Below are 16,283 nucleotides of genomic sequence, written 5' to 3'. Positions count from 1 at the left end.
GCCATGCGCCGGCTGACTGCGCACTACAAACTCAGGACGCTCAGGACTCCCAGTACTCGCCCGGCAGATAGTCGCTGAAATACCATTGCTGGCCTTCCGGATCGCGGGCAAGGTAACCGCTGGCGCCGTAATCCTCGCGCTTCAGCGGCTGCATGATGTTCGCGCCCAGTTCTTTGGCCCGCTCGAAATGCGCGGCCGGGTCCGCCACGTGGACGCACAAGGCCAGCGCCTGCCCGAACAAGCCGCCATCCCGCTGCTCAGGTTTGAGGCTGGTCACCATGATCACGGTATTGCCCAGGCTCAACTCCGCATGATGCACTCTGCCGTCCTCTATCATGGCGAAGCGGCGCTGAAAGCCGAACACCCGCTCCAGCCATTCCATCGTCACCACCGCGTCGTCGTAGCACAGGCTGGGATACACGCCCGGCAGCGCTCTCGTTTCGCTCATCGCCTTCTCCTGGTTCCATTGCAGGGAATCTCATGTTAGGACAATGGCAATAAAAAACCGCCCTGCGAAAGGACGGTTCGTTTGCGGCATTGGCGCGGACGGACTCAGGCCGACAGTTCCAGCATCAGCTTGTTGATGCGCTTGACGAAGGAAGCCGGGTCTTCCAGCTTCCCGCCCTCGGCCAGCAGCGCCTGATCGTACAGCACAGCGGCCAGATCGCCGGCGCGCGCCTCGTCGGACTCCTCGGCCAGCCTCTTCACCAGCACGTGCTCCGGGTTGATTTCCAGCGTCGGCTTGCTGCCTTCCACCTTCTGGCCGGCGGCCTTCAGCATCCGCTCCAGGTGGGCGCTCATATCGTGCTCGCCGGCCACCAGGCAAGCCGGGCTGTCCACCAGGCGGGCGGTGGCGCGCACTTCCTTCACCTTGTCGCCCAATGCCTTCTGCACTTTTTCCACTACCGGCTTGGAGGCTTCTTCCACCTGCTTCTGCGCCTCCTTGTCGGCCTCGTCCTCCAGCGCGCCCAGATCCAGCGCGCCCTTGGCGACGGACTGCAGCGGCTTGCCATCGAACTCGAACAACGAGCCGGTCACCCACTCGTCGACGCGGTCGGTCAACAGCAGCACTTCCACGCCCTTCTTCTTGAACACTTCCAGATGCGGGCTGTTCTTGGCGGCGGCCAGCGTGTCGGCGGTGATGTAATAGATCTTGTCCTGGCCTTCCTTCATCCTGCCGATGTAGTCGGCCAGCGAAACGGACGGCTCCGCGCCGTCTTCCGACGCGGTGGAGGTGAAGCGCAGCAGCTTGGCGATGCGATCCTTGTTGGCGAAATCCTCGCCCACGCCTTCCTTCAGCACCTGGCCGAACTCCTTCCAGAATGCGGCGTACTTTTCCGGCTGATTGGCGTACAGGTCTTCCAGCAGGCCCAGCACCTTCTTGACGCAGCCTGCGCGGATGGCGTCGATATCCTTGCTTTCCTGCAGGATTTCGCGCGACACGTTCAGCGGCAGGTCGTTGCTGTCGATTACGCCGCGCACGAAGCGCAGGTAATGCGGCATCAGCTTTTCGGTGTCTTCCATGATGAAGACGCGGCGCACATACAGCTTCACGCCCTGCTTGCGCTCGCGGTCGTACATGTCGAACGGCGCGCGCGACGGGATATACAACAGTTCGGTGTATTCCTGGCGGCCTTCGACGCGGGCATGGCTCCAGGCCAGCGGCTCGGTGAAGTCATGCGCGACGTGCTTGTAAAACTCCTGATACTGCTCTTCCGTGATGTCGCTCTTGGAACGGGTCCACAGCGCGGAGGCGGAGTTGACCACTTCCAGCTCGTCGCTGTTGGTCACTTCGCCGTCTTCGCCGTAGCCGGCGCCCTTCTTCATCTCGATCGGAATGGAGATGTGGTCGGAATACTTGCGGACGATGGCCTTCAAGCGCCAGTCGTTCAGCAACTCGTCCTCGCCCTCTTTCAGGTGCAGCACGATCTCGGTGCCGCGGCCGGCCTTTTCCACCTGCTCCAGCGTGTATTCGCCTTCGCCCAGCGATTCCCAACGGGTGGCGGCGGCTTCGCCGGCTCGGCGGCTGGTCAGCGTGACTTTGTCGGCGACGATGAAGGCGGAGTAGAAACCCACGCCGAATTGGCCGATCAGGTTGGCGTCCTTCTTGGCGTCGCCGGACAGCTGATCGAAGAAGGCCTTGGTGCCGGACTTGGCGATGGTGCCGATATTGGCCACCACTTCGTCGCGGCTCATGCCGATGCCGTTGTCGGCGATAGTGACGGTGCGGGCGTCTTTGTCGAAGAAGATGCCGATCTTCAGCTCCGGATCGTTTTCGAACAGTTCCGGCTTGGCCATGCCCTCGAAGCGCAGCTTGTCGGCGGCGTCGGAAGCATTGGAGATCAGTTCACGCAGGAAAATCTCCTTGTTGGAATACAGGGAGTGGATCATCAGCTTCAGCAGCTGTTTCACTTCGGTCTGAAAACCCAGGGTTTCTTTCTGTGCGCTCATATTCGTCAAGGTTGTTGAGGTTGGCGATAGCGGGCAGATGGAGTCCGTCCCCGGCATTTCAAGACCCAAGACGCAAAAAGCCCTGTCATAAGACAGGGCTTTTCTTCGCGGCGGGCCGGATCAGGACTCGGCTTGGCCTTCCTGCTGCGGCGCCGCTTCCACGGCTGCGGGCGCGGCGTCCGTCGGCGCCGTCTGCGGGTCGGCCTCCGCGGCCGTCGCGTTCTTGGGCTGCATCTGCAACTCGGCCGCGCGCTTCTCCTCCGCGCTCACCTCGCCTTGCGGCTTGCCGGCCAGGTCGAAGCGCTTGCCTCCGCGGGCCAGCGATTTCAGATAACGCGGCTTGCGGCAGTGGTTGGCCACCACGCGGGAAATCAGGTTCGGATCGAACTGCGACAACGACGCGATCAGGCTTTCGTGAATGCCAAGCGCCAACGGCCGGAACTGACGAAACACGTCGAACTTGCCGTAGATGTGATCCGCGATCATCTCGGTCTGCTTTTTCTTGGACAGGCTTTGAACAGCAGACTTGAGAGCAGCACCGAGTGCCGTTTCAGTATTTGGCTTCATGAACTTCTATCTAGATCCGTTGATGCAAAGACAGCGCATGCTGCCCAATCAAGAGGCGCGATGCAACCGGCCACTTGTCCAGTTAGACGACGGCGTCGCCAGGATGTGAATTTTAATCCAGCAGGATGAATGCCGCCATTCGCCGACAGGGCGAAAACGGTTTTCGCAACCGGATTGCTGATGGTGCCCCGGGCCGGGGTCGAACCGGCACAGCCGAAGCCGAGGGATTTTAAGTCCCTTGTGTCTACCAATTTCACCACCGGGGCCGCACAGAGCGGGCAATTGTAGCCTAGCGAAACACAGACTGACAATGCATTTTAAATATCAAGCCCCTGGCTGCGCTGGAAGACCGCGTGCCGCATGCGAAGCATGCTAATTCGCGGCCAAGCGCTCCGACAACGGGATTGCGGCGGCTTTCATTAGCGGCAACAATTTGATTTTAAAGTATTGCCGTCAAACGAGGTGGTGAACTTTAGCGGCAATGGCGAAAGCTGTCAACGCCGCGTCGATGGAATGCGAACCACTCTCGATGCGCTGCGCATAAACCGTCTCATTGACGGAATTCAATACTCTCGCCATGCATAAATAGCTATCTCTCCCGACGAAATCGATTACACAAGGATTTTATTGACAAAGCGTCAATAAAATTCGGTTTAATGCCTGCCCAATAACCAGATATCTTTAAATTTGCTTTTCTTCACAAAAATCCGCCGGCATATTGATCTCTCCCCCTATTTCATTGGCCGGAAAATGCCGAGCGCGTCGCCAGAGCCTCCTCGCACTGACATCCGTCCGCTGTCCTCCCCTCCGCCCCTGCCCCTAAACTGGCCCTAGTCACATTCCATCGCGCCACTCGTTCCGACTTGGAGAACAGCATGCCCGCATTGCACCAGGGCTCGCATGGACAGAAGGGCAAGGGCTCTGCACGCCAAGCGCTGCGCACATGGCGCCAACCGACAAGTCGACCGCGGGTTCGCAAGAGAAACCGAAGCTGCGGTGGCGAAGCCGCGGCGCCAAGACAGCTTCGCCCCCAAGCTTTGCGGCCCTGCTCGCAGCCTACCAAGGATTGGAGGCGGAGTGGGCCATCTCCTCCGACTGGCGGCAGAGACGGGAGAATCCGGCGCAGAATAACGGACGCCCAGGCCCAGGCGTTCCGACTCTCGCTCGATGGAACTAGACAAGACCTGCCAGCGGAAGATTTGGTCCATCCCCGATGGGACCGCCCGCGCTGCTGCGGATGCGGCAGGGCCCCGCCTATCTGGAAACCCTTTACGACGCCCGTCCGACCGCGGTCCACGAACGGGCCAGGAGAGTCGCATGATCCCATCCGCGCTTCGCCTCGCCCTCGCCGCGCTGGCCTTGCTGTTCCCGCTGCAGTTGCTGGACCAGCTCTTCGGCGGCGGCGCGTCGCAGCAGGCCCGCATCGAACAACTAGAGCTGCGCGAACAGCAACTGCTGACCGTCAACCAGCAGCAAGCCCAACAACTGGCCATCCAGGACCTGGACTTCAAGCTGCTGGCGTCCAGCCAACGCGAACTGGCGGCCGAAGCGCGGCGCCTGCTGCAAGCGCGCCGCTGAAGTCAGGCCTCGCCCGCCTGCCGCAACAAGCCGGATGGCTGCCGTCCCAGCTGCCGCACAAAACTGCGGCGCATTCTTTCCGCGTCGCCGAAACCGCACTGCCGCGCCACCCGCTGCATGGAGCGCGTGCCGCTCTCCAACGCAGCACGCGCCGCCTCCACCCGCAGACGCTCCACCGCCTTCGCCGGCGGCATGCCCACTTCGGCCAGGAACAGACGCGAGAAATGGCGAGGGCTCAAGCAACAGAAAGCGGCCATCGACTCCACATCCCATGCCGCTTCCAGATTGCGCCGCACTTGGTCGAGCAGCCGCGCGAAACGGCCATTCGGAGCCTGCATTTCCAGCAAGGAGGAAAACTGCGATTGCCCACCCGGCCTGCGGTAATACATTACCAGACGCTGCGCGCAGCGCCGCGCGATGTCATCGCCCAGATCGTCCGCCACCAAGGCCAACGCCATGTCGATGCCGGCGCTGACGCCGGCCGCTGTCCATACCGCGCCCTGGCGGATGAAAATGCGGTCGACATCCAGCGACACCTGCGGATAGCGACGCGCGAAGTCCGCGCCATGCGCCCAATGCGTAGTGGCGCTCAGGCCATCCAGCAAGCCAGCCTCCGCCAGCAGAAATGCGCCGGTGCACACGCTGACCACCCGCCGCGACCGCTCGGCGCAGCGCCGGATGAATGTCCGCGTCTCCTCGCACCCGAGAATGGCAGGCACGCCCTCCCCTCCCGCCGCCAGCAGCGTGTCCGGCGGCGCCATCGCCCCCCAGGCGTCGCTATCCATCGCCATCCCGGACGAGCTGCGCGCCAAACCGCCGCGCAACGATACCGCCCGCAAGCGGTAGGCGCCAGGACGATAGCGCAGCGCGCTCTCGAAGACGGAGATCGGCCCCGCCGCGTCCAACAGCTGAAACCCATCGAACAGCAGAATGGCAATATCGCGTGTCATGGCATGAAAAGATGGAATACTGTCATTTACGACAAAGCATAGCCAAATGATGATGAAAAGGTCAATCCGCGCCGGGAGGCCATATGCACCAACCCTATCTCATCGTTTTCGCGCTGTATCCGGGCGTCACCCAGCTGGACTTCACCGGCCCGCTGGAATTTCTGAGCAAGCTGCCCCGCGCCCGTTGCCTGCTGGCTTCCCGACACGGCGAAGCCATCCGCGCCGATGGCGGCGTCGTCTTCTCCGATATTGCCCGCTTGTCCAATATCGAACATTGCGATCTGCTGCTGGTGCCCGGCGGGCTGGGCACCGTGGAGGCAATGGAGGACCGGGCATTCCTGGACGAACTGCGGCGTCTGGCCGCCGGCGCGGATTACATCAGCTCAGTCTGCACCGGCTCGCTGCTGCTGGGCGCGGCCGGCTTGCTGAGAGGCCGCCGCGCCGCCTGCCACTGGGCCTGGCTGGACAGCCTGGCCGCCTTCGGCGCCCAGCCCTGTTCCGATCGGATCGTCATGGACGGCAAGCTGATCAGCGGCGGCGGGGTCACCGCCGGCATCGACATGGCGCTGGCCTTGATGGCCAAGATAGCCGGTCGTCGGTTCGCGCAGACCGTGCAATTGGCTCTGGAGTACGCGCCGGCTCCGCCGTTCGCTTCCGGCCGGCCGGAACTGGCCAGCCCGGAAGTGCTGGCGGCGGCGAGGCAAAGAATGGACCAGATGCGCGACCGGCGGGAAGCGGCGGTCGTGCGCGCGGCCGCCGCGATGTTGTGAACGGACAAAACTGTCCAAGCGGCTGAACGCCCTCCCCCTCCATAACGGCTAAACCTAGAACAGGACTGCATGATAGCCGCCGGAGCGCCCTCGCTCCGGCAGCCGGGGAGCCAAGCCATGAGCCTTTACGCCGAACTGGTCAGAAACGCCGCGGATCGTTACCGCGCCCAATTGGACGCCCTCTACGTCCGCCAACCGCTTATCCATCGCGCCGACCAGATCGTCACCCTGCTGACCAAGGCTGGCCTTCACGCGCGCGCCCACGCCGACGAGCATTTCATCCCCTACATCACGTTGCGGCTGAGCGAAGAACTGCAGCCGCTGCAATCCACGGTGCTCGCCTATGTCTGCAATGTGCTGGAATGCCGGCTGAGAGATGATCCGGAGCCGGCCGCCACCGACCGCTACCAAATACTGCCCACCGACAATGGCGAGGAATTGCCCAGCATGCTGCTGCTGGTCGAGCCGGCCTGAAGCCGGTCAAGGCTGGGCGGAGGAGGCCAGCGCCGGATCCAGCTGCGACAGTATCCGGTACGCCGCCCTCACCCGCTCGGCGATGGGATAGTTTCGATTGGCCAGCATCACGATGCCCAGTTTGCGCGCCGGCACGAACAAAACGTAGGCGCCGAAACCGCCGGTGGAGCCGGTCTTGTTCCACAACATCTCGCCCTCTCCCGCCTTGGGCGGATTCAGCCACGACACGCGCTGCGGCTGAAACGCCATTTCATTGGAATTGCCGGCCAACAAGCCGTCCAGGCTGATGGGATAGCGATAGCCCTCCCAGCCCAGGCCCTGGAGCATATTGCCCACTTGGTAGTACGCGGTCTGGCTCGCCGCGATCGCGCGGCTCAGCTGCGGATCGGCCGCGCCGGAAAGATTGGCCTGCAGGTAGCGCGACATGTCCGCCGCGCTGGACTTGACGCCGTAAGCCTCGGCGTCGAGCGCGCCCGGCGACACCCGCACCGGCTTGCCCGCCTTGGAATAGCCCCAGGCGTATCGCGGCTGCGCGGCCGCCGGCACGTGAAGATAGGTGCTGGCCAAACCCAGCTTGGACAAAACCGTCCCCTCCATCGCCCGCTCGAACGGCTGGCCTAGGGCGCGCGCAGCCAGATGGCCGAACAAGCCTATGCTGGGATTGGAATACTGTCGGCGCTCTCCCGGCGCGAAGCCCGGTCGCCAGTCACGGTAATACGCCCACATGTCCCTGTAGCCGCTCACCGCGTCCGGAAACTGCAGCGGCAGGCCGCCGGCGCTGTAAGTGGCCAATTGCAGCATAGACACGCGATCGAACACGCTTCCTTTGAGCTCTGGCTGATGGCGGCTGGCCGAGTCCGTCAGCGCCAGCTTCCCCTGGGCCAGCGCATAGCCGCCCAGGATGCCGGTAAAGGTCTTGCTGATCGACCCCAGCTCGAACACGGTGTCACGGGTTACCGGCTGGCCGCTCTCCCTGGAGGCCACGCCGTAATTGAAATAATGGGTCTGGCCGCCGGCCAGCACCGCCACAGCCATGCCGGGGATGTCGTTTGCCCGCATCAAGGGCGGAATCGTCGCCGCCACCGCGCGGTCAAGCTCGGTTTGGCTGGCCGCCGCGGCGGGAGTGGAAAAGAGGGCAAGGCAACCGAACAGGCCGGCGCCGAGGCTGAATATGCGGGAATAGGTCATCACGAACTCCTGAGCGAAGGCGCGACGCCGGTCTTTCGCCGGGCGCGCGTCAATCAATGGAAAGCCCCGTCAAATTACAAACCCTCGCTCCCGCCGTAAACCGCGCCACACGTAACTGGCGTAACCGGAAACCCGCGCTCAGGCGCCGCCGCCCTCGCCCTCGTCGATGTCCGCGCCACGGTATTTAAGCAGCAAGGCGTCCAATATCGCCGACGACTCCGCATCCGGCTCGCCGTCGAAGCGGGACTGGCGGAAATGCATCTGGAAAGCGGCGATGGCATCCCGGGTCTTGCCATCCCAATTGCCGGTCAGCGGCGCGTCGTAACCATAAGCAGACAAGCGCCGCTGCCAGCTGACGGGATCCGCGGCGCGCGGCTGCGCCGCCAGCAGCCTGCGCACATCGTCGCCGTCCGGCCAGGCGCCGACTCCAAACTCCCGGTAGAGGCGCTCCCAGGGGAAGCGGGGACCAGGGTCGGCCTTGCGCCCCGGCGCGATGTCGGCATGGCCGACGACATTGTCCGGCGCGATGCCATGGCGCTCGACGATGTCGGCCGCCAGCCAGCCGGCCAGCCGGATTTGCGCGTCGTCGAAATCCCGCCACTGCCGCCTTGTCAGCGGCCAATCATCCTGCTCCGGCGAGGGATAGCCCCGGTTGACGATCTCGATGCCTATCGAGTTGTCGTTCAGATAGCGCTCGCCGCGCCAATGGCTGACTCCGGCATGCCAAGCGCGCCGCTCCTCGGTCACCAGCCTCAGCGCCGAAGGATCCCTTGCCAGCGTCCCGGCGTCTGGAATCAGATAATGCGCGCTGGTCCGGTAGCGAGGCTCGGTCAGCAGCTTGAGCGAGGTCTCGAAATCCTCGGCGGTGTAATGGAACACCAGCACCCTAACCCGCGAGTCCTGATTCGCCGATTCGCGCGTCGCGTCTATCCGCAGGGTTGCCGCCTCATTCGACGCCGCGCCCGCCGGCAGCCATCCGCTCATCGCGGCCAGCCCCGCCCCGCGAAGAAATTGTCTTCTATCCGCCATATCCTCTCGCTTTCCCACCGCCGGGCGAGCCCATCCGCCTCAGGCGGCGCCTGCCTGTGTCTTGGAGCCGCCGCCGCCGGGAAAGTGCGGTAGCCGTCGATTCACCGTGGATCAAATCATGGAACGAATAAAGAAAAACCCCGTAAATCCAAAGATTTACGGGGTTTTGTCTGGAGGCGGGGGTCGGAATCGAACCGGCGTAGACGGATTTGCAATCCGCTGCATAACCACTTTGCTACCCCGCCGTTAACCGGCGTTTCGACCAGATCATATCTGATCTACATGAATTTTGGAGCGGGAAACGAGGCTCGAACTCGCGACCTCAACCTTGGCAAGGTTGCGCTCTACCAACTGAGCTATTCCCGCGTCGACACAGTGTTTCAAGTTTGATTCTGGAGCGGGAAACGAGGCTCGAACTCGCGACCTCAACCTTGGCAAGGTTGCGCTCTACCAACTGAGCTATTCCCGCATTGCAGATTTTCAAACTTTTTTGGAGCGGGAAACGAGGCTCGAACTCGCGACCTCAACCTTGGCAAGGTTGCGCTCTACCAACTGAGCTATTCCCGCATCACAAATTTTCCAAGCTACTGGAGCGGGAAACGAGGCTCGAACTCGCGACCTCAACCTTGGCAAGGTTGCGCTCTACCAACTGAGCTATTCCCGCATCGCAAATTGTTTCAGGCTACTGGAGCGGGAAACGAGGCTCGAACTCGCGACCTCAACCTTGGCAAGGTTGCGCTCTACCAACTGAGCTATTCCCGCGCTGCGTAACTTGCTACAACGCTGCTTGTTTCTCGCTGCTGCCGTGTCAGCGGCGGCGAGAGACTGCGAATTATAGAGATTTGATCCGCCCTGTCAACACTTCAAACATCTATTTTTTTACCCGCGAACTCCTTGGCCGCCATCTGCAGATAATAAACCATTGACCACAAAGTCAATATGACAGCAACGTACATCGAAAAATTTCCCAAGCGATGCGCATCCAGCCCCGGGAAAAGCGGTCCATCGTACAGCAGCAGCGTGATCGCCAGCATCTGCGCCGCCGTTTTCAGCTTACCAACATAGGCGACCGCCACGCTGCTGCGGCTGCCCATGCCGGCCATCCACTCCCGCAACGCCGAAATGGTGATCTCGCGGCCGATGATGATCATCGCCATCCAGCCTTCGGTGCGGCCCATTTGCACCAGCAGGATCAGCGCGGCGGCGACGATCAGCTTGTCCGCCACCGGGTCGAGAAAGGCGCCGAAGGCCGAGGTTTGTCCCAGCTTGCGCGCCAGGAATCCGTCCAGCCAGTCGGTGGCAGCCGCCAACGCGAAAATGCCGGCCCCCACGGCATTGCGGCTATGCAGCAGCAAGATGGAATCCGGCAGGAAAAACACCGCCACGCAGATCGGGATCAGGGCGACCCTGAGCCAGGTCAGTAATATCGGCAAATTGAAGGGCATCGGTCTTGGTCTTGTCGCTTTCAGGCTCGTCTACCACGCCGCCGCCGCCCCGAGCCTGGATCAGGGGCGGCGACCGCTTGCCATCATTTAATGCAAAGCATTGTAAATCTTTTCCGCCAGCGTGCGGCTGATGCCGCCCACCTGCGCCAGATCATCGACGCTGGCCGCCGCCACGCCGCGCAGGCCGCCGAAGCGGGTCAACAACTGCTGGCGGCGCTTGGCGCCGATGCCGGGGATGTCCTCCAGCGTCGACGAGGTCCTCGCCTTGGCCCGCCGCGCGCGGTGTCCGGTGATGGCGAAGCGGTGGGCCTCGTCGCGCACCGTCTGTATCAGATGCAGCGCCGGATGATCCTGGCGCAATTGTAGCGTCTTTTCCAGGTAAGGCAGGATCAGCGTTTCCAGGCCGGGCTTTCGCTCCTCGCCCTTGGCGATGCCGACGATGGGCAGACTCAGCCCCAATTCGCCCATCACTTCCAGCGCCACGCCCACCTGGCCCTTGCCGCCGTCGATGAACACCGCGTCCGGCAGCTTGCCCTCGCCCTCCGCCAGTTTTCCGTAGCGGCGGGTCAGCACCTCGCGCATGGCGGCGTAATCGTCGCCGGGCGCGGCGGTGGTGATATTGAAGCGGCGATACTCGGCGGGCTGCATCGCGCCCTTGTCGTACACCACGCAGGACGCCACCGTGGCCTCGCCCATGGTGTGGCTGATGTCGAAGCATTCGAAACGGCCTGCGTCCTCCAGTTCCAGCGCCTCGTTCAGCTGCGCCAGCCGCTGGTTCTGCGTGGCCTTGCTGCCCAGCCTTTGCAGAATGGCCAGTTCGGCGTTTTTCTCCGCCATCTCCAGCCAGACCCGGCGCTCACCTATCGGATTGCCCACGATGTACACCTTGCGTCCGGCCCGCTCCTGCAAAAACTGTCGCAGCGCCTCGTCCAGCTCTCCGTTGACCACCAGCGCCGTCGGCACCCCGGCATGCTGGTAATGCTGGGCGACGAAGGCCTCCAGGATTTCCTGGGCGGAATCGGCCTCGCCGCCCACAGGAAAGTGGCTCTTGTCCCCCAGGTGGCGTCCGCCGCGCACCATCACCAGATTGACGCAAGGCATGCCGTCGCGGATGGCCGCCGCCACCACGTCGCAATCCTGCTGGCTCTGGTTGCTGGCGACGAACTGCTTCTCCTGCACCCGCGCCAAGGCCTGGATCTGGTCGCGCAGCTCCGCCGCCTGTTCGAACGCCATCGCCTCGGCCGCCGCCGCCATCCGCCGCGTCAGTTCGTCTATCAGCTCGCTCTGCCGGCCATTGAGAAAGGCCACCGCGCTGGCCACGTCGGCCGCGTATTCCTCCCTACTGACATGTTCCACGCAGGGACCGGAGCAGCGTTTGATCTGGTACAGCAGACAGGGCCGGGAACGGTTGGCGAACACCGCGTCCTCGCAAGTGCGCAGCCGAAATACTTTTTGCAAAATCTGCATGCTCTCGCGCACGGCGTAGCCGTTTGGATACGGCCCGAAATACTGGTTGGGCTTTTTCGGCTCGCCGCGGTAATAAGCCATCTGCGGGAAATCGTGGCCGCTGAACATCAGATACGGGTAGGACTTGTCGTCGCGAAACAGAATGTTGTAACGCGGCGAGAGCGCCTTGATCAGATTGTTTTCCAGGATCAGCGCCTCGGCCTCGGAACGCGTGACCGTGGTTTCGATGTCGGCGATCTGCCTCACCATCAGCCGGATGCGCGGGCTTTGATCGTTCTTCTGGAAATAGGAGCTGACGCGGCGCTTCAGATCTATCGCCTTGCCCACGTACAACACCTTGCCGTCCTTATCCAGCATCCGGTAGACCCCGGGCAGCGACGGCAGGTTCTGCAATACGTTCTGGTAATCGAATTCGTTTTTGGACACTTATTTATTGCACCAAGTCTGCACGTCTTTCTGGGCCTGACGGATCATCTCGCCGCGCTGGGCGTCGGTGGCCAGCGCGGTGGAGCCCGGCAGGCGGATGCGGCCGTTCAGCTGCAGCGTGGCCAGATTGGTCTGGGCCGCCTTGCAATTCTGTTCCTTGATCTTGGCGTTGGCCGCGGCGATGGCGGCGTTGTCGGAAGCCACCGCCTTGTTGTCGGCCTTTTTCTCCGCCTTCTTTTCGGCCTGCGGCGCGGAGGCCGTCCGCGCGGCCTGCGGCGCTCTCACATTCATCCGTTGCGCGTTGACGCGCGGCGGCGGCTGGTCGGAATACACTTTGTTGCCGTTGGCGTCGGTCCAGGAGTAAACCTCGGCGCCGGCCAGAGACGGCGCCAGCAAGATCATGCCGAACGCCCATGCTAGGTAAGGCTTCATGTCTGCATTCCAGGCCTGTTGTCGCGGTATTCTCGATTGTAAGGCCTGCCATCCCGCCGCGCAAAACGCCCCATCGCGTTGTTTTTGCAGGGCAGTCAGCAATCCGGTATAATGCGGCTTTGCCGCCTAAGGAAATGCGATGCGCATCATCGAGAAAGCCTACACCTTCGACGACGTCCTCCTCGTCCCGGCCCATTCTGAAGTTTTGCCGCGCGATGTAGCGCTCAGCACCAAACTCACCCGCAACATCACGCTGAACCTGCCGCTGGTTTCCGCCGCCATGGACACCGTGACCGAAGCCCGTCTCGCCATCGCCATGGCGCAGGAAGGCGGCATCGGCATCGTCCATAAAAACATGGGCGTGGAAAAACAGGCCGCCGAAGTTTCCAAGGTCAAACGCCATGAAAGCGGCGTGGTGAAAGATCCGATCACCATCGCGCCGGACATGCTGGTGCGCGACCTGGTGCTGCTGACCCGCCAGTACAAGATTTCCGGCCTGCCGGTGATCGAAGCCGGCAAGGTGGTGGGCATCGTCACCAACCGCGACCTGCGCTTCGAAACCCGTCTGGACCAGACCGTCGGCTCCATCATGACCCCGCGCGAGCGCCTGATCACCGTCAAGGAAGGCGCCAGCATCGACGAGGCCCGCGAGCTGATGCACACCCACCGCCTGGAGCGCGTGCTGGTGATCAACGACGCCTGGGAGCTGAAGGGCCTGATCACGGTCAAGGACATCATCAAGACCAGCGAGCACCCGAACGCCAACAAGGATAGCCAGGGCCGCCTGCGCGTGGGTGCGGCGGTAGGCACCGGCGCCGACACCGAAGAGCGCGTCAAGGCGCTGGTCGCCGCCGGCGTGGACGTGATCGTGGTCGACACCGCCCACGGCCACAGCCAGGGCGTGCTGGAGCGCGTGCGCTGGGTGAAGCAGAACTTCCCGCAAGTCGATGTGATCGGCGGCAACATCGCCACCGCCCAGGCCGCGCAGGACCTGGTCAAGGCCGGCGCCGACGGCGTCAAGGTCGGCATCGGCCCCGGCTCCATCTGCACCACCCGCATCGTAGCCGGCGTGGGCGTGCCGCAACTGACCGCCATCCACAACGTGTCCGAGGCGCTGAAGGGCACCGGCGTGCCGATGATCGCAGACGGCGGCATCCGCTTCTCCGGCGACATCGCCAAGGCGCTGGCCGCCGGCGGCAACGCGGTGATGCTGGGCGGCATGTTCGCCGGCACCGAAGAAGCTCCGGGCGAAGTGGAGCTGTTCCAAGGCCGCTCTTACAAGTCCTACCGCGGCATGGGCTCGCTGGGCGCGATGAGCCAGGGCTCGGCCGACCGCTACTTCCAGGACAGCTCCAACGCCGCCGACAAGTTTGTGCCGGAAGGCATCGAAGGCCGCGTGCCGTACAAGGGCCCGATCGGCCAGGTGATCCACCAGCTGGTGGGCGGCCTGCGTTCGTCGATGGGTTACCTGGGTTGCCCAACCATCGCCGAGCTGCACGAAAAGGCGCAGTTCGTCGAAATCACCTCGGCCGGCATCCGCGAATCCCACGTCCACGACGTGCAGATCACCAAGGAAGCGCCGAACTACCACGTGGAGCGCTAAGCCCCCGCGCTGGAAAAACAAAAGCCCGCGTCGCATGGCGCGGGCTTTTTTGCGTCCGCCACTCAGGCCAGCGACAACATCAGCCGGGTGCGCAAAGCCGTGGGCGGGTTGTCGTAAGGCGAATTCAAATACTCTTCCACGCACGGCACGCCGCCGGGCGCGCGCCCGCTGCCGGGCAGCCAGTGCCGGTACAGCCAGGACCAAGTAGTGGACAGCTCCGCGTACGGTCCCAGATGCGTCACGCAAGCGTACTCACCGGCGGGAATCTCCCCCCACTCGAACCCATCCGGCAGCGGCCGCTCCTGCCAGGCATCCGGCACCGTCACGCAGGCGATGGAGCGCAGCTTGGCCTCCTCCGTCTGTTCCGGATCATCCAGATACATCCCGAATATGCGGCCCGGCTCGTCGCCGACCGCGCAACCCGGACTGATGGCCTGCAAAGCGCCGAAGGCCTGGCCGATCTCCATATAACTGCCGACATGGCGGCGCATCAGCACCCTCAGCCCCTTATCCTGCTTGAGCAATGTCACTTCATGCATCACGGTCTCCCAGTCTTGCCTAGAAATGAACGCTCTACGCTGGCGATAGCGGCCCGGACTCTCGCCGTAAGCCCTGGCGAAGGCCCGGACGAAGGCCGCGGTGCCGCCGTAGCCGGCGCGCGCCGCCACCCTAGACAAAGGCAGCGAGCCATCGGCCAACTGCTTGGCCGCGCGATGCAGCAACAGCCGCTGCCGAGTCTCCCCCACCGTTTCGGCCATCAGGCCGCGATACACGCGGTGAAAGTGAAAGGGCGACAGGCAAGCTTCCTCCGCCAGCCTCTCCAGCGGAACCGGCCCATCCAGATGGCGCCACAGGTAGTCCAGCGCCCGCAGCATCCGCCACAAATACGGCGAATCCGGGCCGCCGTTGCGATAGAGCGTTCTCATGAAGTGAGCTTATCTCGCGTCGATTGATTCGTTTTGCTGAGTTGGCTGTTGCAACAGCAGCCATTGCATCCGCTGGCACAACTCCACCACGTAGTCCCACACCACGCGGTAGCGCAGCGTGCGACGGATGTTGCTGCGCGCGCTGATCCAGTAAGAGCGGACGATGCGCAGCTCCGGCAGCAGTTGCCGCAGCCTGGGCTCGTCGCAAGTCATGTAGTAAGGCAGCACCGCGATGCCGCCGTCTGCCAAGGCAGCCTCCCGCTGCGCCACCACGCTGGTGCTGCGCAGGGGCATGCGGGGGTTGCGGCACAGGCCGTGGTGGTACATCAGTTCGCGGGTGAACAGCAGGTCGTCGACATAGGCGAGTATCGCGTGGCCGTTCAAATCCTCGCGCTCCCGTATCGGAGGATGGGCCGCCAGATAGGCCGGCGTCGCGTACAGGCCCAGCCGATAGTCGGTGAGCTTGCGCGTCACCACCAGATTGGCCTGCGGCCGCTCCAGCGAGATGGCGATGTCCACCTCGCGGCTGATGATGCTGACGAAGCGCGGCACCGCCACCAGATCTATTTCCAATCCCGGGTACTTCGCCATCAGCGCCGGCATGTGCCGCGCCAGGAACAGGCCCCCCAGGCCTTCCGGCGCGCCCAACCGCACCACGCCGCTGACTTCGGCATGGTCCTGCCCGCCGCAGTCCAGCATCTGCGAAGCAGTATTCTCCAGCGCCTCGGCCAACGGCAGCAGCTCTCGCCCGGCGGCAGTCAGCGCGTAGCCGTCGGTCTGTTGGATGAATAGCGGCCGCCCCAACACCCGCTCCAGCCCGGCGATGTGGCGCGCGACGGTCGCGTGGGTCGTGCCCAATTGCCGGGCCGCGCCCAGCAGCTTGCCCGTCCGCTGCAGGGCCAGGAAAAAACGGACATCGTTCCAATCGAACATGCTTCCCCTCGCTATCGCGCTTGTGCGTTTGCACACGAAAATGA

The 16,283-nt window shown here is 63.3% G+C and carries 15 protein-coding genes and 7 tRNA genes; 4 read left to right on the top strand and 18 right to left on the bottom strand.

Annotated features, from left to right (window positions below; all coding sequences use genetic code 11):
* Window positions 1–40: 40 nt before the first annotated feature.
* The 4 genes from DK842_RS14150 to DK842_RS14135 form a co-directional block, all read right to left on the bottom strand.
* Window positions 41–448 (bottom strand): VOC family protein, encoded by a 408-nt coding sequence (locus DK842_RS14150; RefSeq protein WP_114062013.1) that lies wholly within the window; start codon window positions 446–448, stop codon window positions 41–43.
* 104 nt (window positions 449–552) lie between these two features.
* Window positions 553–2,451 (bottom strand): molecular chaperone HtpG, encoded by a 1,899-nt coding sequence (gene htpG, locus DK842_RS14145; RefSeq protein WP_114062012.1) that lies wholly within the window; start codon window positions 2,449–2,451, stop codon window positions 553–555.
* 120 nt (window positions 2,452–2,571) lie between these two features.
* Complete coding sequence (locus tag DK842_RS14140) at window positions 2,572–3,018, bottom strand: ProQ/FINO family protein (RefSeq protein ID WP_114062011.1); 447 nt, start codon at window positions 3,016–3,018, stop codon at window positions 2,572–2,574.
* Between the two features lie 181 nt (window positions 3,019–3,199).
* Window positions 3,200–3,284, bottom strand: a tRNA-Leu gene (locus DK842_RS14135).
* Window positions 3,285–4,335: 1,051 nt separating this feature from the next.
* On the opposite strand from DK842_RS14135, the gene DK842_RS14130 reads away from it, so the two are divergent.
* Window positions 4,336–4,596, top strand: a complete 261-nt coding sequence (locus DK842_RS14130) for a hypothetical protein (protein ID WP_114062010.1) — start codon at window positions 4,336–4,338, stop codon at window positions 4,594–4,596.
* Window positions 4,597–4,598: 2 nt separating this feature from the next.
* Here the strand turns inward: DK842_RS14130 and DK842_RS14125 are convergent, their stop codons facing one another.
* Entirely contained in the window at window positions 4,599–5,546 is a 948-nt protein-coding gene (locus tag DK842_RS14125; RefSeq protein ID WP_114062009.1) for a GlxA family transcriptional regulator, read from the bottom strand.
* A gap of 83 nt (window positions 5,547–5,629) precedes the next feature.
* On the opposite strand from DK842_RS14125, the gene DK842_RS14120 reads away from it, so the two are divergent.
* Entirely contained in the window at window positions 5,630–6,316 is a 687-nt protein-coding gene (locus DK842_RS14120; protein WP_114062008.1) for a DJ-1/PfpI family protein, read from the top strand.
* A gap of 117 nt (window positions 6,317–6,433) precedes the next feature.
* Window positions 6,434–6,790 carry a hypothetical protein gene (locus tag DK842_RS14115; protein ID WP_114062007.1) on the top strand — a complete coding sequence of 119 codons (357 nt, stop codon included), beginning with the start codon at window positions 6,434–6,436 and terminating at the stop codon, window positions 6,788–6,790.
* A gap of 6 nt (window positions 6,791–6,796) precedes the next feature.
* On the opposite strand, the gene ampC is transcribed toward DK842_RS14115, so the two are convergent.
* The 11 genes from ampC to DK842_RS14060 form a co-directional block, all read right to left on the bottom strand.
* Window positions 6,797–7,978, bottom strand: a complete 1,182-nt coding sequence (gene ampC / locus DK842_RS14110; protein ID WP_114062006.1) for a class C beta-lactamase — start codon at window positions 7,976–7,978, stop codon at window positions 6,797–6,799.
* 138 nt (window positions 7,979–8,116) lie between these two features.
* Window positions 8,117–8,962: an N-acetylmuramoyl-L-alanine amidase gene (locus DK842_RS14105; protein ID WP_232538486.1), complete on the bottom strand. Its 846-nt coding sequence runs from the start codon at window positions 8,960–8,962 to the stop codon at window positions 8,117–8,119.
* A gap of 216 nt (window positions 8,963–9,178) precedes the next feature.
* A tRNA-Cys gene (locus DK842_RS14100) sits at window positions 9,179–9,252 on the bottom strand.
* Window positions 9,253–9,297: 45 nt separating this feature from the next.
* Window positions 9,298–9,373: transfer RNA gene (locus tag DK842_RS14095), tRNA-Gly, on the bottom strand.
* A gap of 27 nt (window positions 9,374–9,400) precedes the next feature.
* A tRNA-Gly gene (locus DK842_RS14090) sits at window positions 9,401–9,476 on the bottom strand.
* 22 nt (window positions 9,477–9,498) lie between these two features.
* A tRNA-Gly gene (locus DK842_RS14085) sits at window positions 9,499–9,574 on the bottom strand.
* A gap of 21 nt (window positions 9,575–9,595) precedes the next feature.
* Window positions 9,596–9,671: transfer RNA gene (locus tag DK842_RS14080), tRNA-Gly, on the bottom strand.
* 22 nt (window positions 9,672–9,693) lie between these two features.
* Window positions 9,694–9,769: transfer RNA gene (locus DK842_RS14075), tRNA-Gly, on the bottom strand.
* Window positions 9,770–9,870: 101 nt separating this feature from the next.
* A complete protein-coding gene (pgsA, locus tag DK842_RS14070) occupies window positions 9,871–10,452 on the bottom strand; it encodes a CDP-diacylglycerol--glycerol-3-phosphate 3-phosphatidyltransferase (protein WP_114062004.1) in 582 nt (193 codons plus the stop codon).
* Window positions 10,453–10,539: 87 nt separating this feature from the next.
* Window positions 10,540–12,345 carry an excinuclease ABC subunit UvrC gene (uvrC, locus tag DK842_RS14065; RefSeq protein WP_114062003.1) on the bottom strand — a complete coding sequence of 602 codons (1,806 nt, stop codon included), beginning with the start codon at window positions 12,343–12,345 and terminating at the stop codon, window positions 10,540–10,542.
* Complete coding sequence (locus tag DK842_RS14060; protein ID WP_232538485.1) at window positions 12,346–12,777, bottom strand: DUF4124 domain-containing protein; 432 nt, start codon at window positions 12,775–12,777, stop codon at window positions 12,346–12,348.
* A gap of 139 nt (window positions 12,778–12,916) precedes the next feature.
* Between DK842_RS14060 and guaB the strand changes: the two genes are divergently transcribed.
* Entirely contained in the window at window positions 12,917–14,380 is a 1,464-nt protein-coding gene (gene guaB, locus DK842_RS14055; RefSeq protein WP_114062002.1) for an IMP dehydrogenase, read from the top strand.
* A 62-nt stretch (window positions 14,381–14,442) separates the two neighbouring features.
* Here guaB and DK842_RS14050 read toward each other — a convergent pair whose 3' ends face one another.
* Both DK842_RS14050 and DK842_RS14045 read right to left on the bottom strand, forming a co-directional pair.
* Window positions 14,443–15,306: an AraC family transcriptional regulator gene (locus DK842_RS14050; protein WP_114062001.1), complete on the bottom strand. Its 864-nt coding sequence runs from the start codon at window positions 15,304–15,306 to the stop codon at window positions 14,443–14,445.
* 9 nt (window positions 15,307–15,315) lie between these two features.
* A complete protein-coding gene (locus DK842_RS14045; RefSeq protein WP_114062000.1) occupies window positions 15,316–16,239 on the bottom strand; it encodes a LysR family transcriptional regulator in 924 nt (307 codons plus the stop codon).
* Window positions 16,240–16,283: the final 44 nt, after the last annotated feature.

The organism is Chromobacterium phragmitis (assembly GCF_003325475.1).
In the GTDB taxonomy this organism is placed as follows: Bacteria; Pseudomonadota; Gammaproteobacteria; order Burkholderiales; family Chromobacteriaceae; genus Chromobacterium; species Chromobacterium phragmitis.
Note: the sequence above shows the minus strand (reverse complement) of the source record. Positions and strands in the feature narration are given on the sequence as shown.